Origin of the sequence: Streptomyces sp. NPDC056361 (genome assembly GCF_042262805.1) — a bacterium.
In the GTDB taxonomy this organism is placed as follows: Bacteria; Actinomycetota; Actinomycetes; order Streptomycetales; family Streptomycetaceae; genus Streptomyces.
This window is the reverse complement of sequence record NZ_JBHJQI010000001.1, coordinates 48,309-70,028: the sequence shown is the minus strand read 5'-3', so window position 1 is coordinate 70,028 and position 21,720 is coordinate 48,309. Positions and strand designations below refer to the sequence as shown.

Below are 21,720 nucleotides of genomic sequence, written 5' to 3'. Positions count from 1 at the left end.
GCTCACCGGTCCAGCGCGTTGTCGATCGCCTTCATCGCCGCCCGCCACGCGGAATCGGGCGACCGGCCCGTCTGGTCGACCTGGAGCATCCCGACGTCGGCCAGCGCCTGCCAGACCAGGGCGTCCTTCGGGCCGATGGGGGCCCGGGGGACGCCCAGCGCGGCTCCGGCGAAGATCGCGCCGACCGGGGCGTCGCCGAAGTACGGGTGGCGGGCGTCCGCGACGGCCGGGAGGGTGTACGCGGCCGAGGCGCTCGGGAAGCTGCCGCGCCGTGCGAAGAGCGTCGCCTGCTGGGCGGGTGCGGTCAGCCAGGCGGCGAGCCGGGCCGCCTCGGCGCGCTGCCGCCCGGCGGACGGCACGACGAGGAAGGAGCCGCCCCAGCTGCCCGGCCGGGGTGCCGGGGCGACGTCCCACCGGCCGCGCCCGGCCGGGCCCGCCTTGTCCTCGATGTAGCCGAGCATCCAGGCGGGGCAGGCGATGGTGGCGAACGCCCCGTTGGCGAAGGCCTGGTCCCAGCCGGGGGTGAACTGCTGGAGCCGAGCGGTCAGTCCCTGCCGGGCGAACGCGGCGGCGAGGTTCCAGGCCGCGCGTACGGCGGGGTTCTCCGCCACGATCAGTTCGCCCCGCTCGTCGTAGAAGCGCGGGGACACCCCGCCGGTGACCGCCGCGAGGACCCCGGACGCGGAGTCGGTGAAGGCCGTGCCCTCCGGCGCCCGCTCGCGGTAGCGGACGCCCGCCGCCAGGTACTTGCGCCAGTCCCCGGCCCACAGCCGCCCGACCGCGCCCCGCTCGGTGGGCAGTCCGGCCCGGGCGAAGAGGTCCTTGCGGTAGCAGACGGCCTGCGGCCCGATGTCGGTGCCGAGCGCGAGGGTGCGGCCGTCGCGGGTGGTGCCCTGCGCCCACTTCCACGGCAGGAACGCCCGCCGGTCGACGCCGGGGGCGGTGCCCAGCTCGTCGAGCCGGTCCGCCTGGGTGTCGAGGACCTCGGCGATGTTGCCGACCTCGACGGCCTGGACGTCGGCGAGGCCGGAGCCCGCGGTGAGATGGGTGAGCAGCTGCGGGTAGTAGACGTCGTTGCGGGTGAGCGAGGTCTGCCGGACGGCGACGTCGGGGCGGAGCCGCATGTACGCGTCGTAGAGGCCGGCCTCCTGGAAGCCGAAGGTGCCGAACACGCCGACGGTGAGGGTGACCGGCCGCCCGCGGCCGTCGACCGGGCCGCGGGCGCCCGCCGGGCGCGGTTCGGCGGGGTCGGTCGCGCAGCCGGCGGAGGGCGCCAGGCCGAGCAGGAGGGCGAGGGCGAGTCCGTACGCCCCGCCGCGCGTCCGCTTCCGGTCCCGGATCCGTCTCCACCCCATGGCGCCCGACCGTAGTGCGGCGCCTTCCGCGCGGCCGGGGGCAGCTCGCCGGGAAGGCGTAACTCGCCGCTCCCGCTCACCCGTTCGGCCGACGGTCGTCGAACGTCTTCGACGACGTACGGACCTTGACCGTGTTCTGACGGCGACTCAATAGTGGGAGCGCTCCCATTCAATCTTCGACAGGACACCCATGCGCAGAACACGCCACCTCCTGGCAGGGCTCGCCCTCACCGCCGGCCTCCTCACAGCGGCCGCACCCGGCGTCACAGCGGCACCGGCACCCCTCGAAACGGCCACCACGAACACCTCGTACCACTGGAAGAACGTCCGGATCGACGGCGGCGGCTTCGTCCCCGGCATCGTCTTCAACCGGACCGAGAAGAACCTCGTCTACGCCCGCACCGACATCGGCGGCGCCTACCGCTGGAACCAGTCCACCGCCACCTGGACCCCGCTCCTCGACTCCGTCGACTGGGACCACTGGGGCCACACCGGCGTCGTCGGCCTCGCCTCCGACGGCGTCGACCCGAACCGGGTGTACGCGGCCGTCGGCACCTACACCAACGACTGGGACCCCGGCAACGGCGCCGTCCTCCGCTCCGCCGACCGCGGCGCCACCTGGCAGCGCGCCGACCTCCCCTTCAAGCTCGGCGGCAACATGCCGGGCCGCGGCATGGGCGAACGCCTCGCGATCGACCCGCACAAGAACAGCGTCCTCTACCTCGGCACGCCCAGCGGCAACGGCCTCTGGCGCTCCACCGACTCCGGCGCCACCTGGGCGAAGGTCACCTCCTTCACCAACCCGGGGAGCTACCGGCAGGACCCGACCGACACCAGCGGCTACAACTCCGACCAGCAGGGCGTCGTCTGGGTCGCCTTCGACGAGTCCACCGGCACCGCCGGCACCGCCACCCGCACGATCTACGCCGGCGTCGGCGACAAGGACAACGCCGTCTACCGCTCCACCGACGCCGGCGCCACCTGGACCCGCCTCCCCGGCCAGCCCACCGGGTACCTCGCCCACAAGGGCGTCCTCGACGCGGCGAACGGCCACCTCTACCTCGCGTACAGCGACAAGGCGGGCCCGTACGACGGCGGCAAGGGCCAGGTCTGGCGGTACGCCACCGCCACCGGCGAGTGGAAGGACATCAGCCCCGCCGCCGAGGCCGACACCTCCTACGGCTTCAGCGGCCTCACCGTCGACCGGCAGCACCCCGGCACCGTCATGGTCTCCGGCTACAGCTCCTGGTACCCCGACACCCAGATCTTCCGCTCCACCGACAGCGGCGCCACCTGGACCAGGGCCTGGGACTACACCTCGTACCCGAACCGCGCCAACCGCTACGCCCTGGACGTCTCCTCCTCGCCCTGGCTGACCTGGGGCGCCAGCCCCGCCCCGCCCGAGCAGTCGCCGAAGCTCGGATGGATGACCGAGGCCCTGGAGATCGACCCCTTCGACTCGAACCGCATGATGTACGGCACCGGCGCCACGCTCTACGGCACCACCGACCTCGGCAAGTGGGACACCGGGGCCACCTTCACCATCAAGCCCATGGTCCAGGGCCTGGAGGAGACCGCCGTCCTCGACCTGGCCTCGCCGCCCTCCGGCGCCCCGCTCCTCAGCGCCCTCGGCGACATCGGCGGCTTCCGGCACACGGACCTCGCCAAGGTCCCCTCGATGATGTTCACCGGTCCCGACTTCACCTCCACCACCAGCGTCGACTTCGCCGAGGCCGCGCCGGACACGGTCGTACGGGCCGGCCACCTCGACGGCGGACCCCGCGTCGCCTTCTCCACCGACAACGGCACCACCTGGCGCGGGGGACAGGAGCCCCCGGGCGTCACCGGCGGCGGCACGGTCGCCGCGTCCGCCGACGGCACCCGGTTCGTCTGGAGCCCGGACGGCACCGGCGTCCACACCGGCACCGGGGGCGCCTGGACCGCCTCCACCGGCATCCCGGCCGGCGCGACCGTCGAGTCCGACCGCGTCGACCCGCTGACCTTCTACGGCTTCAAGGCCGGCACCTTCTACGTCAGCACCGACGGCGGCGCGACCTTCACCGCCGAGGCCACCGGGCTCCCCGCCACGGGCCCCGCCCGCTTCAAGGCCGTCCCCGGCCGGAAGGGCGACATCTGGCTCGCCGGCGGATCCACCGGCTCGACGTACGGCCTCTGGCACTCCACCGACGGCGGCACCGCCTTCACCCGGGTCACCGGCGTCGACCAGGCCGACACCGTCGGCTTCGGCAAGGCCGCCCCGGGAGCCGCCTACCCCGCCCTCTACAGCAGCGCGAAGATCGGCGGCGTCCGCGGGATCTTCCGCTCCACCGACGCCGGCGCGAGCTGGGTCCGCGTCAACGACGACGCCCACCAGTGGGGCTGGACCGGCGGCGCGATCACCGGCGACCCCCGGGTCTACGGCCGCGTGTACGTGTCCACCAACGGGCGCGGCATCCTCTACGGCGACACCACCGAGACCGGCGGCGGAGACGGCGGCGGAACCGACCCCGGCACCCCGCCCACCGGCGCCTGCAAGGTCGCCTACAAGGTCACCAACCAGTGGCAGGGCGGCTTCCAGGCCGACGTCACCCTGACCAACACCTCCACCACCGCCTGGACCGGCTGGCAGCTCGGCTGGGACTACCCCGCGGGCCAGCGGATCGGCGGGATGTGGAACGCCACCCCGACCCAGGCCGGCACCGCCGTCACCGCCCGGAACGCCGGCTGGAACGGCTCCGTCGCCGTCGGCTCCTCCGCGTCCTTCGGCTTCACCGGCAGCTGGACCGGCACCAACCCCGTACCCGCCGCCTTCCTGCTCGGAGGTACGACGTGCTCCGTCGCCTGATCGCCGCGACGGCCCTGCTGGCCGCCGCCCTCACCGCCCTGCCCGCGACCACCGCCTCCGCCGCCGACACCCCGCTGCGGGACCTCGCCGCGGCCCGCGGCGTCTACCTCGGCACCGCCGTCACCTCCGGAAGGCTCACCGGCGGGTACGCGGACGTCGCGGGGGCCCAGTTCGGCTCGGTCACCCCCGGCAACGAGATGAAGTGGGGCTCCGTCGAACCCACCCGGGGCACCTTCGACTGGACCGGCGCCGACCGTGTCGTCGCCTTCGCCGAGGCCCACGGCCAGCGGGTGCGCGGCCACACCCTCGTCTGGCACAGCCAGCTGCCGTCCTGGGTCACCGACGGCACCTGGACCGCCGACCGGCTCCGCACCCTCATGACCGACCACGTCACCGCCGAGGCGAGCCGCTACAAGGGCCGCGTCGACCACTGGGACGTCGTCAACGAACCCCTGAACGACGACGGCACCCTCCGCCGGTCGGTCTTCGGCGCCACCCTCGGCGAGTCCTACATCGCCGACGCCTTCCGCGCCGCCCGGGCCGCGGACCCGGCCGCGAAGCTGTACCTCAACGACTACTCCACCGACGCCGTCGGTGCGAAGAGCGACGGCATGTACGCCCTGGTCAAGAGGCTCCTCGCACAGGGCGTCCCGATCGACGGCGTCGGCTTCCAGGCCCACCTCGTCCTCGGCCGGGTCCCCGACTCCCTGGAGACCAACCTGCGCCGCTTCGCCGACCTGGGCGTCGACGTGGCGATCACCGAGCTGGACATCCGCATGACCCTGCCGGCGACCGACGCGCAGCTCGACCGGCAGAAGGCCGACTACGCAGCCGTCGTCCGCTCCTGCCTCGCCGTCACCCGCTGCGCGGGGGTCACCGTCTGGGGCTTCACCGACTCCGACTCCTGGATCCCGGACTTCTTCCCCGGCCAGGGCGCCGCGACCCCGTACGACGAGAACCTCGCCCCCAAGCCCGCGTACGCCGGGATCGCCGGAGCCCTCGCCCCGGTCACCCCGCCGAACCCCGGTGTGTGCTCCGTCACCTACGCGGTCACCAGCCAGTGGACGGGCGGCTTCACGGCCCAGGTCACCGTCCGCAACACCGGCACGGCCCCGCTGAACGGCTGGACCGTCCGCTGGACCCAGCCCGCCGAGCAGCGGGTCACCCAGGCCTGGAACGCCACGGTCGCCCAGACCGGCGCGGAGGTGACGGCCACCCACCTCTCCTCCAACGCGACGATCGCCCCGGGCGGCTCGACCGCCTTCGGCTTCAACGGCGCCTGGACGGGCACCAACCCGGCCCCGGCGTCCCTCACCTGCGCGTAAGGCGTACGAAAACGACTCAGGCCCCGGTTCTTCCGAACCGGGGCCTGAGCCTTCAGGGTGAGTAACGGGACTCGAACCCGCGACATCCTGGACCACAACCAGGTGCTCTACCAGCTGAGCTATACCCACCATGACCGGCGGTTTTCCCGAAGGTTTCCCTGACCGGCCGAGAAGAAGTCTACAGGGTCCCGGAGGGTGCTCGCGCCCGCGTTTTCCCGAGGGGGTTCCGAGGGCGCGAGCGGGCGGTCATTCGGCGGGCAGGACGTGGCGGGCCGCGATCTGCTTCGCGGTCTCCGAGTCGGGTCCGGGCTGCGGGACGAAGACCGCCTCGCGGTAGTAGCGCAGCTCGGCGATGGACTCGCGGATGTCGGCGAGCGCCCGGTGGTTGCCGTTCTTCTCCGGACTGTTGAAGTACGCCCTCGGGTACCAGCGGCGGGCCAGCTCCTTGACCGAGGACACATCGACGATCCGGTAGTGCAGGTGGCCTTCGAGGGCCGGCATGTCCCGGGCGAGGAAGCCGCGGTCCGTGGAGACCGAGTTCCCGCACAGCGGCGCCTTGCCCGGCTCCTTGACGTGCTCGCGGATGTACGCGAGCACCTGGGCCTCGGCGTCGGCGAGCGTGGTCCCCTCGGCGAGCGCGTCGAGCAGTCCCGAGGACGTGTGCATCCGGCGCACGATCTCGGGCATGGTCTCCAGGGCCGCGTCCGGCGGGCGGATCACGATGTCCACCCCTTCGCCGAGCACGTTCAGTTCCGAGTCGGTGACCAGTGCGGCCACCTCGATGAGTGCGTCGTCCGTCAGCGAGAGCCCGGTCATCTCGCAGTCGATCCACACCATGCGATCGTTCATGTGTCCACCTTAGGGGGTGTCGTGCCGATCGGGCCGGGCTCGGGGCAGGCCGACGGGCGCCCGGGGTAGGTGTCCCCGGGCGCCCGTAGGTCCCTGCGGTGCGCGGCTTGTGGCCGTGCGGATCGTGGTTACGGCGCGCTGCGCTGGCCCGGCAGCGAGGCGCGGCCGGGGGCGTAGGCGTCGGACTGCGGCTTGCCCGGGTCGAGCGACGGGCGTCGGATGCCCGCCGGGACCTGGGCGGGCACGATCGGGTCGAGCACGACCGTGCCGGCCTCGCCCTGCGGCCGCCGGGCGCGGTACGCCGCCCGGTAGGCGGCCGGCGAGGAGCCGAGCTGCCGCCGGAAGTGGCCGCGCAGCGCCACCGGGGAGCGGAAGCCGCACCTGCCCGCGACCTCGTCGACCGAGTAGTCGGAGGTCTCGAGCAGCCGCTGCGCCTGGAGCACCCGCTGGGTGATCAGCCACTGGAGGGGGGCCGAGCCCGTCAGCGAGCGGAACCGGCGGTCGAAGGTCCGCCGTGACATGTACGCGCGAGCGGCGAGCGTCTCCACGTCGAACTGCTCGTGGAGGTGCTCCAGCGCCCAGGCGACGACCTCGGCCAGCGGGTCGGCGCCGATCTCCTCGGGTAAAGACCTGTCGAGGTAGCGCTCCTGGCCGCCGCTGCGCCGCGGCGGGACGACCAGCCGGCGCGCCAGCGCGCCCGCGGCCTCGGTGCCGTGGTCGGTCCGCACGATGTGCAGACACAGATCGATTCCGGCCGCGGTGCCGGCGGAGGTCAGCACGTCCCCGTCGTCGACGAAGAGCTCCCGCGGGTCCACGTGGACCGACGGGTAGCGCTTGGCGAGCGTCGGCGCGTACATCCAGTGCGTGGTCGCCGGGCGGCCGTCGAGCAGGCCGGCCGCGGCGAGGACGAACGCTCCGGTGCAGAGGCCGACGATCCTGGCCCCCTCCTCGTGTGCGCGGCGCAGCGCTTCGAGTGCCTCCGGCGGCGGTGGCGAGGTGATCGACCGCCAGGCCGGGACGACGACGGTCCCCGCGCGGCTGATCGCCTCCAGGCCGTACGGCGCGGTGAGTTCGAGGCCGCCGGTGGTCCGGAGCGGTCCCTCCTCACCGGCGCAGACGAGCAGCCGGTATCGGGGCACTCCGGCGTCCTGCCGGTCGATGCCGAACACGGAGAGCGGGATGGAGCTCTCGAAGATGGGGCCGCCGCTGAACAGCAGCACCGCGACGACTTCGCGACGGCGGCGCCCGGACAGCTTCCGTGCGACCTCCGGTGCGGCGGAGTCCTGGCTCATGACGCTAAGCCCCCCTCGGTGTTCGCGTCTCCCTGGTCGTGTCGCTCCTGCACGTTTCCCCTCGGTTTTGCACGAGACCCCAGTCTTCGGTACCCATGATCGAATCTACTGTGTCCCGTGGCACCGGCGTGACAAGTTCTCCATCCGGTGGATTGTCGACAAGGCAACTTGGCGTGAAGCGATCGATCGCGAACTCTCCCCTCCGGACGGCGAGTGGAAGCGGGCGCGACCGTGAATGACCCCGTACATGGGGGGTGCGGGGCCTGGGAACCGGGCTTTTGCCGGTGCCCTTAGCGGGGTTGGCCAATCGTTCCGCCAAGGACTCGCCGACGCGTGGAACTTGGCTGAAAACATATGGGTTCGGGTGTACGAACCTGTCAACTCGAAGGGGTGCGGGGGTGGCTAGGCGCCCCGCTCAGGCCTGATCGCGACGCCCGCCGCGGCCGCTCCCGGTGCGCAGTCCGCGCTCCGAGTGGCGCAGCAGCACCCGGCAGGCCGCCGTCACCGAGACGAGCCCGAGCGCCGCCCCGGCGGCCCCGCCGAGCGAGGTGCCGTAGACGACGAGCACCACCGGGACCAGGACGCAGCAGAAGACCGCCCAGCGGACGACGTCGTCGGCCGGGCCCCTCGCTCCCCCTCCCGCGCCCGCCGCCGCTCCCGGGTCCGGCTCCGCGGCGGCGGTGGCGGTCGGTGCGGGAGCGGGTGCCCGGCGGCGGCCGCGGGGGGCGCCGAGGGCGGGGGAGGAGGGGACGGCGGAGGTCTGGCCGGCGGCGGTCGATGGTGCGGGCACGGGCGGTCTCCCTGCGACGGTGGGCTGGACCTGTGGCAACGAGGAACGGAACGTTCCGGTCACTCTGGGCAACGTCCGTTTGGCCCCCGTACGGACGCCTGTAGGGCACAACCGGCATTGCCAGATCGCGAGCCGCTCGTGCATGCTCCCTGGAGCGCCGCCCGCGGGCGGCGGGCACGCCGGGCGTGACATGGCGGGCTCTGGGCAGGAGAGGAGTGGCGCCGTACCCTTGGGGGTATGGGGTTGGGAAGATGATTCCCGGACACAGCTCCGCCGTCACCCGTCGTTCGTCCCCTCTTTTCCCCGTCCCTTCGCACGAGGACCCTCTTCGCCGAGACACCGATGGCCGGTCACGAATTCCCCGAACCCGCGGACCGCAAGCGCGTCGCCGATTCCACGGTCGACCCCCTCGCGGTAGAACAGCCACGTCACGCCTGCGACCCGGCCTTCCGGCACGGGGTCGTCGTCGGCTTCGACGGCTCCACGTCCAGTGAGCGAGCCCTCGCGTACGCCATCGGCATGGCCAGGCGCTCCGGATCGGGCCTGATCATCGTGCACGTGGCCAACCGGCTGCCCACCACGGTGTGGGCCGGCTGCGAGCCGCCCGTCTTCGTCGACGTGCCCGACCACCGCACCGAGGTCCTCGGTCTGGAGCTGGCCTGCGCCGAGCACCTCTCCGAGGTGCCGTGGATCCTCGTCGAGCGCGGCGGGGACATCTGCCACGAGCTGGAGGAGGTCGGCCGCGAGTACTCGGCCGACGCCATCGTGGTCGGTTCCACGCACGGGATCGTCGGGCGGATCTTCGGCTCGGTGGCCGGCCGCCTCGCGCGCCGCGCCCAGCGGCCCGTCATCGTCATCCCGTAAATCCTCTGCGTCACCCTTCCGGGGGACTTCTTCGACCCCGTCGAGCCCCCGCGCGACCGCCCGGTCCGGCTTCTTCCCTCACGGTGTGTCAGGTCTCTTCTTCAACTGCCGTCATCCGGCCATAAATTCGGCCTTCCTCAGGTGAATTGTGCGCTTGTGAAGGGTACATAAAGGTCACCGGATCACGCAGCTCACGCAGCACGACTGCACACCTGAAGGGAGCCCGCCGTGAACAACGAAGTCGCCGCGGGAAACACCGCCTCCACTCTCGGACACCTCGCACTCGGACTGACCCTGCTGGCCTTCGGCCTGGGCGGCACGGGGGTCATCGACAACGTCGCGGCAGCGGATGCCGCAGGCCTCGCCACCTGGGTCGGCGGGGTCACGCTCTTCCTCGTCGGCCTGCTCGCGCTCAGGGCGGGCGACAAGGGAGAGGGCACGGCGTACGCGGCGCTCGGCGCCTTCTGGTTCACCTGGGGGACCGGCGTCGGCGGCACCGGCTCGGCCGACGCGGCGGGCCTGTTCCTCCTCCTGTGGGCGCTCCTCGCGCTCACGCTGACCATGGCCTCCTCGGGCAGCGGACTCTTCGGACAGGGCGTGTACGGGCTGCTGTTCGTCGCGCTGCTGCTCCTCGGCGTCGGCGCCCTCGTCGACAACGGCGGCCTCGGGAAGGCGGGCGGCTGGGTCGCGGCCGTCGCCGGCCTCGTCGCCTGGTACGGCGCCACGGCGGCGGTGGCGGGCTGGCCGACGTCCCTCCGGCGCGCGGCGAGCGCTCCGGCCGCCGGCTGACCCACCCCGCTCCACCGCGCAAAAGGACAGCGGTCCCCGTGCACCTGGGTGTGCACGGGGACCGCTGCGTGTCAGGCCGAGATCCGCCGGGGGACAGGCCCGGCGGCGCGGCTCGGGGGGACAGGCCCCGAGGTCGCTGCTACTCGACCGTGACGGACTTGGCCAGGTTGCGCGGCTTGTCGATGTCGCGGCCCATGGCGAGCGCCGTGTGGTAGGCGAGGAGCTGGAGCGGGATGCCCATCAGGATGGGGTCGAGCTCGTCCTCGTTCTTCGGCACGACGATGGTGTGGTCGGCCTTCGCCTGCGGCTGGTGCGCGACCGCGAGGATGCGGCCGCTGCGGGCCTTGATCTCCTCCAGGGCGGCGCGGTTCTTCTCCAGCAGGTCGTCGTCGGGGACGATCGCGACCGTCGGCAGGGCCGGCTCGATGAGGGCGAGCGGGCCGTGCTTCAGCTCGGAGGCCGGGTAGGCCTCGGCGTGGATGTAGGAGATCTCCTTCAGCTTGAGGGAGGCCTCGAGCGCGACGGGGTAGCCGCGCACCCGGCCGATGAACATCATCGACTGGGCGCCCGCGTACTCCGCGGCGATCTTCTTGATCTCGTCCTCGGTCTTGAGGATCTCCTCGATCTGCGCGGGCAGCTTGCGCAGGCCCTCGATGATCCGCTTGCCGTCGGTGACGGACAGGTCGCGGATGCGGCCCAGGTGCAGGGCGAGCAGGGCGAAGGCGGTGACCGTGTTGGTGAAGCACTTGGTGGAGACGACGCAGACCTCGGGGCCGGCGTGGACGTACACGCCGCCGTCGGCCTCGCGGGCGATGGCCGAGCCGACGACGTTCACGACGCCGAGGACGCGGGCGCCCTTCCGCTTGAGCTCCTGGACGGCGGCGAGCACGTCGTAGGTCTCACCGGACTGGGAGACGGCGATGTAGAGGGTGTCGGGGTCCACGACCGGGTTGCGGTAGCGGAACTCCGAGGCCGGCTCGGCGTCGGCGGGGATGCGGGCCAGGGACTCGATGAGTCCGGCGCCGATGAGGCCGGCGTGGTACGAGGTGCCGCAGCCGAGGATCTTGATGCGGCGGATGGTGCGGGCCTCGCGGGCGTCCAGGTTCAGGCCGCCGAGGTGCACGGTGGAGAAGCGGTCGTCGATCCGGCCGCGCAGCACGCGGTCGACCGCGTCGGGCTGCTCGGAGATCTCCTTGTGCATGAACGTGTCGTGGCCGCCCATGTCGTAGGAGGCGGCCTCCCACTCGACGGTCTCGGGGGTCGCGGTGGTGGACGCGCCCGAGGTCGTGTAGGTGCGGAAGTCGTCGGCCTTGAGGGTGGCCATCTCGCCGTCGTCGAGGGTGACGACCTGGCGGGTGTGGGCGATCAGGGCGGCGACGTCGGAGGCGACGAGCATCTCCTTCTCGCCGATGCCGAGGATGACCGGGGAGCCGTTGCGGGCCACCACGATGCGGTCGTTGAAGTCGGCGTGCATCACGGCGATGCCGTAGGTGCCCTCGATGCTCTTGAGCGCCTCGCGGACCTTCTCCTCAAGGGTGTCGGCCTGGGAGCGGGCGATGAGGTGGGTGATGACCTCGGTGTCCGTCTCGGAGGCGAAGACGACGCCGTCGGCCTCCAGCTTGGCGCGGAGCTCCTGGGCGTTGTCGACGATGCCGTTGTGGACGACGGCGACCTTGTTCTCGGGGTCCAGGTGCGGGTGCGAGTTGATGTCGCTCGGCGCGCCGTGGGTGGCCCAGCGGGTGTGGGCGATGCCGGTGGTGCCGGTGAAGCGCTTGGGGACCTTGGCCTCCAGGTCGCGCACGCGGCCCTTGGCCTTCACCATCTTCAGGCCGGCGGCCTTCGGGCTGGTGATGACCATGCCGGCGGAGTCGTAACCCCGGTACTCCAGCCGGGCCAGGCCCTCCAGCAGCAGCGGGGCGACGTCACGCTTACCGATGTAACCGACAATTCCGCACATATAGGTGTTACCCCTCCAGATCGGTGAGTGTGCCCGGCCGACTCAGCCGTAGACGATGCGGCGCAGCTGCCGGAGCGAGAGCTCCTGCGGCGCCACGGCCCGGTGCGGCAGTTCGCCCGAGATCCGTTCGAAGATCTCGGCGTTCACGGCCCCGCCGGACTGCAGCTCGCGGTGGCGGCGGCGGACGAACTCCTCGGTCGTCTCGTCGAAGTACGCCAGCACGTCGAGCACCACCCGGGCGGCCTCACCGCGCTGGAGCGCGGTGCTGCGGACCAGATGGTCGATGAGGTCGTCGTGCGACGGACGGCGTTCGAGCACCCATGAATAGTGAGGTGTGCGGTTCGTTTTCGCAAGAATCCTGCCCGATATCGGGCAGGAGGGTCCCGGTCCGGCCCCCGATCGGGGAAATTGGTCCAGACCTCAACTGATCGGAGTCATGGCGGTACGCAAGGTGACCGTACGGATATAGAACTCGACAGACGCGTCCAACGACCGAAGGGGAGCCGCCCGTGACACAGCGCCGAAGGATTCCACGCCTGATCGGTTCGCTGCTCCTGGTCGCGGCCGCCGGTGCCGCCTGCGGCGAGGCCGCCGCGGGCACCGGGACCGCCGCGGCCGCCGCGGGCACCGGGACCGCCGCGGCCGCCGAACCCGAGGTCCGCCCGCTCGGCCGGATCGTGCCCGTCCCCGCCTCCGTCACCCCCGAGGGCGAGCCGTACACCCTCACCGGCGCCACCCGCATCGGTGTGGACGGCACCTCCCGCGAGTCCAGGGCCCTCGGCCAGTACCTCGCCGGGCTCCTCCGCCCCGCCACCGGCTTCCCGCTCCCCGTCGTCGAGGAGGCCGCCGCCCCGGGCGGCATCCGGCTCCGGATCGACCCCGGCGCCACCGCGCTCGGCGCCGAGGGCTACCGACTCGTCTCGGGACCCGACGGCCTCACCCTCACCGCCCGCGAGCCCGCCGGCCTCTTCCGCGGCGTCCAGACCCTGCGCCAGCAGCTGCCCGCCGCCGTCGAACGCAAGACCGTCCAGAACGGCCCCTGGAAGATCGCGGGCGGCACCGTCACCGACACCCCCCGCTACGCCTACCGGGGCGCGATGCTCGACGTCTCCCGCCACTTCTTCACCGTCGACGAGGTGAAGCGGTACATCGACCAGCTCGCCCTCTACAAGGTCAACACCCTCCACCTGCACCTCTCCGACGACCAGGGCTGGCGCATCGCCGTCGACTCCTGGCCCCGCCTCACCACGCACGGCGGCTCCACCGAGGTCGGCGGCGGCCCCGGCGGCTTCTACACCAAGGCGCAGTACCAGGAGATCGTCCGGTACGCCGCCTCCCGCTACCAGGAGGTCGTCCCGGAGATCGACATGCCGGGCCACACCAACGCGGCCCTCGCCTCCTACCCCGAACTCAACTGCGACGGCGTCGCCCCGCCCCTCTACACCGGCACCAAGGTCGGCTTCAGCTCCCTCTGCGCGCCCAAGCCCGTCACGTACGACTTCGTCGACGACGTGATCCGCGAGATCGCCGCGCTCACCCCCGGCCGGTACGTCCACATCGGCGGCGACGAGGCCCGCTCCACCAGCCACGACGACTACGTCGCCTTCATGGACCGGGTCCAGCCCGTCGTCGCGAAGTACGGCAAGACCGTCATCGGCTGGCACCAGCTCACCGGCGCCACCCCCGCCCCCGGCGCCCTCGTCCAGTACTGGGGCCTCGACCGCACCCCGGCCGCCGAGAAGGACCGGGTCGCCGAGGCCGCGCGGAACGGGACCGGGCTGATCCTCTCGCCCGCCGACCGCACCTACCTCGACATCAAGTACACGAAGGACACCCCCCTCGGCCTCACCTGGGCCGGGACGGTGGAGGTCCAGCGGTCGTACGACTGGGACCCTGCGGCCTACCTCCCCGGCGTCCCCGAGACCGCGGTCCGCGGCGTGGAGGCCCCCCTCTGGACCGAGACCCTCGCCACCACGGCCGACCTCGACGTCATGGCCTTCCCCCGCCTCCCCGGCATCGCCGAACTCGGCTGGTCACCGGCCTCCACCCACGACTGGGACACCTACAAGGTCCGCCTCGCCGAACAGGCCCCCCGCTTCGACGCCCTCGGCATCGCCTACCACCGCTCCCCGCAGGTCCCCTGGCCGGCGGAGTAGCACCCACCGAAACGGAACGCCCGGCCGGGGAGACCCGGCCGGGCGTTCACGTGTCGGTGCGGCGGTCGGACGGGGCAGTCTCCCCGCCGGTGGGTCAGAAGGCGCCGTTGAGGCCCCACCACTCGCCGTCGGTCGTATCGCCGGCCGCGAAGGCGCCGGTGCCGAGGCCGCGGTAGGCGACCAGCCATCCCGGGTTTCCCCGGAAACCGCCGAGGACGTAGTCGCTGTTGGTGACGGTCGAGAGGTCGGGGCGGCCGTCGCCGGTGGTGTCACCGACCGCGAGGAACGTGTCCATCGCGTTCCAACCGCCGGTTCCGATCAGCTTGCGGGCGCCGAGGCCACCCGAAGCGGTCCCCGGGTAGGACCAGAGCCTGCCCGTGGACTTCTCCCGGGCGATCACGTCGACGCGGCCGTCGCCGTTCGTGTCGCCGGGGCCGACCAGGGCGTCCATGGCGTTCCAGCCGCCGGCTCCGAGCAGCTTGCGGGACCCGAGGCCACCGGAGGCGGTGCCGGGGTAGAGCCAGAGCTTGCCCGTGGCCGTCTCGACGGTCAGCACGTCGGGACGGCCGTCCCGGGACAGGTCGCCGACGCCGGCGATCCGGCCCATGGCGTTCCAGCCGCCCGACCCGATGAGCTTGCGCGTGCCGAGCCCGCCCGTCCCCGTACCGGTGTACAGCCACAGCCTGCCGGTCGAGCCCTCGCGGGCGAGGACGTCCTCGCGGCCGTCGCCGGAGAAGTCACCGTGGCGCACGAAGGCGTTCATGGCGTTCCAGCCGCCGGAGCCGACCAGCCGGCCCGAGCCGTCGCCGGGCAGGAACCACAGCCGCCCCACCAGGTCCCGTACGAGGACGTCGGCCTTGCGGTCACGGTTCAGGTCGCCGAAGCCGGCCGTCGTCGGCGACGCCACCGCATCCCACGAGGGGTAGGCGGGCCGGGAGCACTCGCGCTCCGTCCGGACGAACTTCACCGAGGCGATCGTGCTCGCCGTTCCGCTGGTCCAGGAGCCGTTGACCGACGGATCCTCCGACCAGTAGCCGTCGTACCACTTGTACTCCGGGGACTCGTACAGGCAGGCGTACAGGGAGGCGCGGTTGATGTACGAGCCGAACCGGGTGCCCGACGAGCCCATCGTGGCCATGTTCGTCTTCGTCTTGAGCATCGACCCCTTAGCGTTCTCCTGCGTCCAGGCGCAGAAGTAGCCCGCCGGGCAGTCGGACACGGCTGCCTGGGCCGGCGCCGCGGTGCCGACGGCGACGCCGCCCAGGGCCGCGAGGCCCAGCAGCGACGCCAGACCGCGCTTGATCATCGTGCGCATGTGTTCCCTTTCCGCCAGGCCGGACCGCCGACCTGCCGGAAGATTGTACGAGCGGGAAACAGATGCGAGCCCCGGCGGAGGACCGTACTCCGGCGGGGCTCGCATCGGTTCGGGAGGGGTCAGGCGAAGCGGGCGATCGGGTTGGTCAGGTCGCCGACGAGCTGGAGGGCGGCGGAGGGGTCGGCGAGGTCGACCATCTGCTTGTTGTTGCGGAGCTGGAGGCGGTTGAGGGCGGAGAGGGCGAAGGTGGGGGCGAACATGTCGTAGTGGGCGAAGCGGTCGGAGAGTTCGGGCTTGGAGGCCTGGTAGCCCTTCACGCATTCCGCGACCGTGCGCCAGAAGGAGTCCTCGTCGAGGACGCCCTCGGCGGCCAGGGTGGCGGCCATGAAGCGGAAGAAGCAGTCGAAGACGTCCGTGAAGACGGACAGGAGCTTCATGTCCTCGGGGACCTCGGCGCGGACCCGCTCCACGGCCGGCGGCAGGACCGCCGCCGGGTCCATGACGACGATCTCCTCGGCGATGTCCTTGAAGATCGCGCGGGAGACCGTGCCGTGCTCGTCGAGGACGAGGATGACGTTCTCGCCGTGCGGCATGAAGGCCAGGTCGTAGGCGTAGAAGCTGTGGAGGACCGGGAGGAGGTACGCGTCGAGGTAGCGGCGCAGCCAGACGGACGCCTCCAGGCCCGACTCCTTGATCAGCGCGCCCGTGAAGGAGGCGCCCGCGTGGTCCACGTGGAGGAGCGAGGCCATCGTCGCGAGCCGCTCGCCGTCGGCGAGGGACGGGACGGGGGACTCGCGCCAGAGGGCGGCCAGCATCTTGCGGTAGGGCGAGTAGCGGTCGGTGGCGGCCTCGTACTCGAGGTGGCGGTAGCCGACGGCGGCGCGCTCGCGGATGATCGAGAAGCGGGCCGCGGCGAAGACGGAGTCGGACGCGATCAGCTGGTGGAGCCAGTCGTTGATGGCCGGGGTGGCCTCCATGTAGGCGGCGGAGAGGCCGCGCATGAAGCCCATGTTGAGGACGGAGAGGGCCGTCTTCACGTAGTGCTTGGCCGGGTCCGAGGTGTTGAAGAAGGTACGGATGGACTGCTGGGCCAGGTAGGTGTCGTCGCCCTCGCCGAGGTAGACCAGGCGCTGCTGGGCGATCTCGGCGGCGAAGGTGACGGACAGCTTGTTCCACCACTGCCAGGGGTGGCAGGGCATGAGGAGGTAGTCGGCCGGGTCGAGGCCGCGGGCGGCGAGGGTCGCCGCGAAGCCGTCGACGGTCTCGTCGCCGAGCTCGGCGCGGACGAAGGCGTCGTACTCGATGTCCGCGCCGGCGGTGAAGGTGGCGCGGTCGCGGCGGGCGGCGAGCCAGATCAGGTGGAGGGGGCTCGCCGCCTCGGGGGCGTAGGCGCGGAACTCGTCGACGCCGAAGCCGAGCCGGCCGTTGTTGGCGACGAAGCAGGGGTGGCCCTCGGTCATGCCGGTCTCGACGGCCTGGAAGCCGGCGTGGGCGAGCTCGGCGGCGGTGACGGGCGGCTTGGTCGCCTTGTAGGCCGTACCGGCGAGGGTGGAGGAGATCTCCTCCAGGTAGACCGGGAGGATCTCGTCGCTGAGGCCGAGGGAGCCGCGGAGGTCGGTGATGAAGACGAGCGCGTCGAGCGGGAGCTGCTCGTCGCCGCGGTGCCGGCTGATCGACTCGGGGTAGACCTGCCAGTGGTCGAGGGCGAACCGGTCGGCGGTGAAGCGGTACTCGGTCGTGCCGTCGTCGCTGCGGACCTGGTAGCGGCTCTCGCCGAGCTCCTGCGGGTTCAGCAGCCGCTCGTGGGCGAACTCGGCGAGGCCCTTGCGGATCAGGGCGCGGTTGGCGTCGGCCCAGCGCTCGGGGGTGAGGTGGGCGACGGGGTCGGTGAGGGTCATGCCGCCACCGCCGCGACGGCCTCGAACTGCGCGCGGGTGCAGAAGCTCAGCAGGGCCTTCTTCTCGGGCTTCTGGATCTCGCGCTCGGGCACGAAGCCGACGGCCTCGTTGAGGGCGTGGACGGCCTTGTTGGAGACGTCGGGCTCGACGACGACCCGCTCGGTCGCCGGGTCGGCGAACAGCTCGGCCATCACGGCGGTGATCACCCGGCGGGTGAAGCCGTGCACGGGGGTGTCGGTGGGCGCGACGAGGAAGTGCATGCCGACGTCGCCGGGGAGCGGGTCGTAGAGGCCGACCAGTTCGAGGCGCGACGGGTCGTACCGCTCCATCAGGAAGGCGGGCTCGCCGTCGATCAGTCCGATGAAGGCGTCGTGGTGCGGGTGGGCGGTGATCGCCGTGTACTCGCGCTCGACGTCCTGGAGCGTGGCGCCCTGCATCATCCAGAAGGCGGCTTTCGGATGGGTGACCCACGGGTGGATCAGCCGGGCGTCCTTCGACGGGTCGAAGGGACGTATCTGGACGGTCATGCGGCGAACTCCTGGAAGGCGATGGTCTTCTCGACGGGGTAGTGCTCGTATCCCAGCATCGCGCCGATGATGTACGCGTTGCGGTAGGCCCCCATGCCGAGGTCGGGCGAGGTGATCGAGTGGGTGTGCACGCCGGCGTTCTGGAGGAAGACCCCGCGGCCGGTGGTGTCGATCGCGTAGTTGCGGGCCACGTCGAAGCGGCCCCGGCCGTCCCAGCGGAGGCGGTCGCGGACCGGCTCCAGGAAGGCGGGGACGGCGTACTTGTAGCCGGTGGCGAGGATCAGGCCCTCGGTCTCCAGGTCGAAGTCCTTCTCCTGCTCCTCCTGGCGGAAGCCGAGCGTGTACGTGCCGGCCGCCTCGTCGTACGCGGCGGTGTGCAGCGCGGAGTTGGTGAGGAGCCGGGTGGGGACGGGGCCGTTCAGGTTCTTCTGGTAGAGCAGGTCGAAGATGGCGTCGATCAGCTCGCCGTCGATGCCCTTGAAGAGGCCCTTCTGCTCGGTCTCCAGGCGGTAGCGGGTCCGCTCGGGCAGTGCGTGGAAGTAGTCCACGTACTCCGGGGAGGTCATCTCCAGGGTGAGCTTGGTGTATTCGAGCGGGAAGAAGCGCGGGGAGCGGGTCACCCAGTCGAGGCGGTAGCCGTGGACGTCGATCTCCGAGAGGAGGTCGTAGTAGATCTCGGCGGCGCTCTGGCCGCTGCCGACCAGGGTGATGGACTTCTTCTTCTGCAGCTCCTCCTTGTTCGGGAGGTAGTGCGAGTTGTGGATCAGGTCGCCGCCGAGGTCCCGGCAGGTCTCGGGGACGTAGGCGGGGGTGCCGGTGCCGAGGACGATCCGGCGCGAGCGGAACGTTTCACCGGCCTCGGTGGCGACCACGTACACCTGGTCGGCCTCGTCGAAGGACACCGTCGCGACGGTGGTCGAGAAGCGGATCGAGGAGAGCTTCCCGGCGGCCCAGCGGCAGTAGTCGTTGTACTCGGTCCGCAGCGGGTAGAAGTTCTCGCGGATGTAGAACGAGTACAGCCGGCCCTTCTCCTTCAGGTAGTTGAGGAAGGAGTACGGCGAGGTCGGGTCGGCCATCGTGACCAGGTCCGACATGAACGGGGTCTGGAGGTGCGCGCCTTCGAGGAACATCCCCGAGTGCCACTCGAAGTCCGGCTTGGACTCCAGGAAGAGGCCGTTCAGCTCGTCGATCGGCTCGGTCAGGCAGGCGAGTCCGAGGTTGAACGGACCGAGCCCGATGCCGATGAAGTCGTGGATCTCGGGCGTCTCAGGCGTGGACAAGGTTCTCTCCCAGGTACTGCTCGGCGTGGCCGGCGATCAGATCGAGGACGGCGGCGATGTCGGCCGCGGTGGTCTCGGGGTTGAGCAGGGTGAACTTCAGGTACTGGCGGCCGTCGACCTTGGTTCCGGCGACGACGGCCTCGCCCGAGGCGAAGAGGGCCTTGCGGGCGTGGAGGTTGGCCCGGTCGACCTCGGCGGGCGGGACGTCGCCCTCCGGGACGTACCGGTAGACGAGGGTGGAGAGCTGCGGGGCGACCACGACGTCGTAGCGCGGGTCGGCGGTGAGCAGGTCGAAGCCCTCCGCGGCCAGGTCGCACACCTCGTCGAAGAGCTCGCCGACGCCGTCGGCGCCCATCACGCGCAGCGTCATCCACAGCTTGAGCGCGTCGAAGCGGCGGGTGGTCTGGAGGGACTTGTCGACCTGGTTCGGTATCCGCTCGGCGACCGTGGTGGGGGTCTCCCCTGCTCGGGCGGAGCCGAGGGCTTGGGGGCGCGGGTTCAGGTAGTCCGCGTGGTAGGTCGCGTGGCGCAGGGTGGCGCCGTCGCGGACCAGGACGGCGGAGGAACTCACCGGCTGGAAGAAGGACTTGTGGTAGTCGACGGTGACCGAGTCGGCCCGCTCGATGCCGTCGAGGAGGTGGCGGCGGGTCCGGGAGGCGAGCAGGCCGCAGCCGTAGGCCGCGTCCACGTGCATCCAGGCGCCGTACTCCTCGGCCAGGGCGGCGATCTCGGGCAGCGGGTCGATGGAGCCGAAGTCGGTGGTGCCGGCGGTGGCGACGATCGCCATCGGGACGAGGCCCTCGGCGCGGCAGGTCTCCAGCTCGGCGGCGAGGACGACGGACTGCATCCGCTTGTTCCGGTCGACGGGGACGGAGACGACGGCGTCGCGGCCGAGGCCGAGCAGCTGGGCCGACTTCTGGACGCTGAAGTGGCTGCACTCGGAGGAGAAGATCCGGAGCTTGGCCAGGTCGGCGGTCTTGGCCTCCTCGCGGGCGAGGAGCAGGGCCTGGAGGTTGGACTGCGTGCCGCCGCTGGTGAAGACGCCGTCGGCGGCCGGTCCGAGGCCGATCCGGCCGGTGGTCCAGTCGATCAGCTTGCGCTCGATGAGGGTGCCGCCGGCGCTCTGGTCCCAGGTGTCGAGCGAGGAGTTGACGGCCGAGAGGACCGCCTCGCCGAGGACGGCGGGGATGACGACCGGGCAGTTGAGGTGGCCCAGGTAGCGGGGGTGGTGGAAGTAGACGGCGTCCCGCAGGTAGACGCTCTCCAGCTCGTCGAGCGCGGCGGAGGAGTCGCCGAGCGGCCGGTCGAGGTCGACGGCGTCGATGACGGGCGCGAGCTCGGCGGGCGTCACGCCGGTGAAGGGGCCTCGCGTCGCGGCGAGTTTGCTCGCCACCCGCTCGACTCCTTCGGTGACGGAGCGCCGGTAGCTCTCCGCCGTGGCGTCGTTGAGGAGGTGGGAGCGCATGTGGGGCCCTTTCGGGAGGGAACGCCGGGAATGCCGGATCGCTGGGCGATCAACAGTAGTTAGGTTAGCCTAACCTAATTTTACAACGCAATGACCCTCCAACCCCGAAGGGATGGAGGGTCGTCGCGCACGGTGCCCGAAGGGCCGTCAGGCTTCTTCCTGCGTCTCGTCCGGGACCTCGCGCAGCGCGTCCTCGGACAGCCCCTTGCGCCAGTAGCCGACGAACGTCACCCGGCGGCGGTCGAGTTCGCGCTCCCGCACGAAGTGCCGGCGCAGCGCCTTGACCGCCCCGGACTCGCCCGCGATCCAGACGTACGGGGACGTGCCGGGCAGTTCCGCTTCGCGCACCGCGTCCACGGCGGACGGCGCCCCCTCCTCCCGTACGAGCCAGGTGACCGTCGCGTCCGCCTCGGTCGCGAGCTCCGTGCGGTCGCCGGAGAACGGCACCTCCAGGAACACCCGGGCGCGGGTCTCGGCCGGCAGCCACTCCAGGATCGCCGAGGCCGCCGGGAGGGCCGTCTCGTCCGCCCAGATCAGCACCGAGTCGGCGTCCTCGGGCAGCCGGAAGCGGACGCCCGTGTTGTCGGCGACCGCCGGACCCAGGACCACCACCCGGTCGCCGGCCTTCGCGCGGCCGGCCCAGCGGCAGGCGGGCCCGCCGTCCTCGTGGATCGCGAAGTCGATGTCGACCTCGTGGGGTTCGGTGCGCTGCTCCCGGACGGTGTACGAGCGCATCACGGCCCGCTCGTCGTCGGGCATCGCGCGCCAGGCGCCGAGGATCGCGTACATGTCCGGGTCGTCCAGCGGCGGCAGGACGGGCGCCTCCTGGCCGGGGTGCGGCAGGAAGAGGGAGAGCGACTGGTCGCGGCCCCCGGCGGCGAATTCCTTCAGGTCGTCGCCGGTGAAGGTGACGCGGACCAGGGACGGGCCGAGCCGTCGCGTCCGGTCGACCTGGAGGGCGAAGAACTTGAAGGGGGCGGTGTCGGCGTTCGTCATGGGGGCAGGGCACCTTC

17 protein-coding genes and 1 tRNA gene are annotated in these 21,720 nt (G+C 71.8%); 5 read left to right on the top strand and 13 right to left on the bottom strand.

Features of this window, described 5'->3' with window-relative positions; all coding sequences use genetic code 11:
- Positions 1 to 2: 2 nt before the first annotated feature.
- Positions 3 to 1,355, bottom strand: coding sequence for an extracellular solute-binding protein (locus ACFCY7_RS00275; protein ID WP_376480187.1), 1,353 nt, complete (start codon positions 1,353 to 1,355; stop codon positions 3 to 5).
- A 190-nt stretch (positions 1,356 to 1,545) separates the two neighbouring features.
- On the opposite strand from ACFCY7_RS00275, the gene ACFCY7_RS00270 reads away from it, so the two are divergent.
- Both ACFCY7_RS00270 and ACFCY7_RS00265 read left to right on the top strand, forming a co-directional pair.
- Positions 1,546 to 4,200 (top strand): cellulose binding domain-containing protein, encoded by a 2,655-nt coding sequence (locus ACFCY7_RS00270; RefSeq protein ID WP_376480186.1) that lies wholly within the window; start codon positions 1,546 to 1,548, stop codon positions 4,198 to 4,200.
- Positions 4,185 to 5,525: an endo-1,4-beta-xylanase gene (locus tag ACFCY7_RS00265; RefSeq protein ID WP_376480185.1), complete on the top strand. Its 1,341-nt coding sequence runs from the start codon at positions 4,185 to 4,187 to the stop codon at positions 5,523 to 5,525. The genes ACFCY7_RS00270 and ACFCY7_RS00265 overlap by 16 nt, the downstream gene beginning before the upstream one ends.
- Positions 5,526 to 5,581: 56 nt before the next feature.
- Here ACFCY7_RS00265 and ACFCY7_RS00260 read toward each other — a convergent pair.
- The 4 genes from ACFCY7_RS00260 to ACFCY7_RS00245 all read right to left on the bottom strand — a co-directional run bounded on the left by ACFCY7_RS00260 (position 5,582) and on the right by ACFCY7_RS00245 (position 8,456).
- A tRNA-His gene (locus ACFCY7_RS00260) sits at positions 5,582 to 5,654 on the bottom strand.
- A 117-nt stretch (positions 5,655 to 5,771) separates the two neighbouring features.
- On the bottom strand, positions 5,772 to 6,374 hold the full coding sequence (gene orn, locus ACFCY7_RS00255; protein WP_376480184.1) for an oligoribonuclease: 603 nt from the start codon (positions 6,372 to 6,374) through the stop codon (positions 5,772 to 5,774).
- A gap of 128 nt (positions 6,375 to 6,502) precedes the next feature.
- Positions 6,503 to 7,666, bottom strand: a complete 1,164-nt coding sequence (locus tag ACFCY7_RS00250) for a helix-turn-helix domain-containing protein (protein WP_376480183.1) — start codon at positions 7,664 to 7,666, stop codon at positions 6,503 to 6,505.
- Positions 7,667 to 8,081: 415 nt separating this feature from the next.
- Positions 8,082 to 8,456 carry a hypothetical protein gene (locus ACFCY7_RS00245; protein WP_376480182.1) on the bottom strand — a complete coding sequence of 125 codons (375 nt, stop codon included), beginning with the start codon at positions 8,454 to 8,456 and terminating at the stop codon, positions 8,082 to 8,084.
- Positions 8,457 to 8,798: 342 nt separating this feature from the next.
- On the opposite strand from ACFCY7_RS00245, the gene ACFCY7_RS00240 reads away from it, so the two are divergent.
- Positions 8,799 to 9,320 carry a universal stress protein gene (locus ACFCY7_RS00240; RefSeq protein ID WP_015033782.1) on the top strand — a complete coding sequence of 174 codons (522 nt, stop codon included), beginning with the start codon at positions 8,799 to 8,801 and terminating at the stop codon, positions 9,318 to 9,320.
- Between the two features lie 228 nt (positions 9,321 to 9,548).
- Positions 9,549 to 10,109, top strand: coding sequence for a GPR1/FUN34/YaaH family transporter (locus ACFCY7_RS00235; protein WP_376480181.1), 561 nt, complete (start codon positions 9,549 to 9,551; stop codon positions 10,107 to 10,109).
- 139 nt (positions 10,110 to 10,248) lie between these two features.
- On the opposite strand, the gene glmS is transcribed toward ACFCY7_RS00235, so the two are convergent.
- Both glmS and ACFCY7_RS00225 read right to left on the bottom strand, forming a co-directional pair.
- Entirely contained in the window at positions 10,249 to 12,066 is a 1,818-nt protein-coding gene (glmS, locus tag ACFCY7_RS00230) for a glutamine--fructose-6-phosphate transaminase (isomerizing) (protein WP_376480180.1), read from the bottom strand.
- Positions 12,067 to 12,108: 42 nt separating this feature from the next.
- The gene (locus ACFCY7_RS00225) at positions 12,109 to 12,384 is read right to left on the bottom strand and encodes a hypothetical protein (protein WP_026057838.1); all 276 of its coding nucleotides are present in this window, start codon (positions 12,382 to 12,384) and stop codon (positions 12,109 to 12,111) included.
- A 191-nt stretch (positions 12,385 to 12,575) separates the two neighbouring features.
- On the opposite strand from ACFCY7_RS00225, the gene ACFCY7_RS00220 reads away from it, so the two are divergent.
- Complete coding sequence (locus tag ACFCY7_RS00220) at positions 12,576 to 14,222, top strand: beta-N-acetylhexosaminidase (protein ID WP_376480179.1); 1,647 nt, start codon at positions 12,576 to 12,578, stop codon at positions 14,220 to 14,222.
- 94 nt (positions 14,223 to 14,316) lie between these two features.
- Here ACFCY7_RS00220 and ACFCY7_RS00215 read toward each other — a convergent pair whose 3' ends face one another.
- The 6 genes from ACFCY7_RS00215 to ACFCY7_RS00190 all read right to left on the bottom strand — a co-directional run bounded on the left by ACFCY7_RS00215 (position 14,317) and on the right by ACFCY7_RS00190 (position 21,703).
- A complete protein-coding gene (locus ACFCY7_RS00215; protein ID WP_376480178.1) occupies positions 14,317 to 15,537 on the bottom strand; it encodes an FG-GAP-like repeat-containing protein in 1,221 nt (406 codons plus the stop codon).
- Positions 15,538 to 15,656: 119 nt separating this feature from the next.
- The gene (locus ACFCY7_RS00210; protein WP_376480177.1) at positions 15,657 to 17,435 is read right to left on the bottom strand and encodes an IucA/IucC family protein; all 1,779 of its coding nucleotides are present in this window, start codon (positions 17,433 to 17,435) and stop codon (positions 15,657 to 15,659) included.
- On the bottom strand, positions 17,432 to 17,962 hold the full coding sequence (locus tag ACFCY7_RS00205; RefSeq protein ID WP_376480176.1) for a GNAT family N-acetyltransferase: 531 nt from the start codon (positions 17,960 to 17,962) through the stop codon (positions 17,432 to 17,434). Before ACFCY7_RS00205 ends, ACFCY7_RS00210 begins: the two co-directional genes overlap by 4 nt.
- On the bottom strand, positions 17,959 to 19,242 hold the full coding sequence (locus ACFCY7_RS00200; RefSeq protein WP_376480175.1) for a lysine N(6)-hydroxylase/L-ornithine N(5)-oxygenase family protein: 1,284 nt from the start codon (positions 19,240 to 19,242) through the stop codon (positions 17,959 to 17,961). The genes ACFCY7_RS00205 and ACFCY7_RS00200 overlap by 4 nt, the downstream gene beginning before the upstream one ends.
- On the bottom strand, positions 19,229 to 20,707 hold the full coding sequence (locus tag ACFCY7_RS00195; RefSeq protein ID WP_376480174.1) for a pyridoxal phosphate-dependent decarboxylase family protein: 1,479 nt from the start codon (positions 20,705 to 20,707) through the stop codon (positions 19,229 to 19,231). The genes ACFCY7_RS00200 and ACFCY7_RS00195 overlap by 14 nt, the downstream gene beginning before the upstream one ends.
- Positions 20,708 to 20,854: 147 nt before the next feature.
- Positions 20,855 to 21,703, bottom strand: a complete 849-nt coding sequence (locus tag ACFCY7_RS00190; RefSeq protein WP_376480173.1) for a siderophore-interacting protein — start codon at positions 21,701 to 21,703, stop codon at positions 20,855 to 20,857.
- Positions 21,704 to 21,720 lie beyond the last annotated feature (17 nt).

What these genes read in the sequence shown, in the direction of transcription:
- ACFCY7_RS00275 (WP_376480187.1), bottom strand. Translation starts at nt 1,355, where the DNA reads ATGGGGTGGAGACGGATCCGGGACCGGAAGCGGACGCGCGGCGGGGCG.
- ACFCY7_RS00270 (WP_376480186.1), top strand. Translation starts at nt 1,546, where the DNA reads ATGCGCAGAACACGCCACCTCCTGGCAGGGCTCGCCCTCACCGCCGGC.
- orn (WP_376480184.1), bottom strand. Translation starts at nt 6,374, where the DNA reads ATGAACGATCGCATGGTGTGGATCGACTGCGAGATGACCGGGCTCTCG.
- ACFCY7_RS00250 (WP_376480183.1), bottom strand. Translation starts at nt 7,666, where the DNA reads ATGAGCCAGGACTCCGCCGCACCGGAGGTCGCACGGAAGCTGTCCGGG.
- ACFCY7_RS00240 (WP_015033782.1), top strand. Translation starts at nt 8,799, where the DNA reads ATGGCCGGTCACGAATTCCCCGAACCCGCGGACCGCAAGCGCGTCGCC.
- glmS (WP_376480180.1), bottom strand. Translation starts at nt 12,066, where the DNA reads ATGTGCGGAATTGTCGGTTACATCGGTAAGCGTGACGTCGCCCCGCTG.
- ACFCY7_RS00215 (WP_376480178.1), bottom strand. Translation starts at nt 15,537, where the DNA reads ATGCGCACGATGATCAAGCGCGGTCTGGCGTCGCTGCTGGGCCTCGCG.
- ACFCY7_RS00210 (WP_376480177.1), bottom strand. Translation starts at nt 17,435, where the DNA reads ATGACCCTCACCGACCCCGTCGCCCACCTCACCCCCGAGCGCTGGGCC.
- ACFCY7_RS00205 (WP_376480176.1), bottom strand. Translation starts at nt 17,962, where the DNA reads ATGACCGTCCAGATACGTCCCTTCGACCCGTCGAAGGACGCCCGGCTG.
- ACFCY7_RS00195 (WP_376480174.1), bottom strand. Translation starts at nt 20,707, where the DNA reads ATGCGCTCCCACCTCCTCAACGACGCCACGGCGGAGAGCTACCGGCGC.
- ACFCY7_RS00190 (WP_376480173.1), bottom strand. Translation starts at nt 21,703, where the DNA reads ATGACGAACGCCGACACCGCCCCCTTCAAGTTCTTCGCCCTCCAGGTC.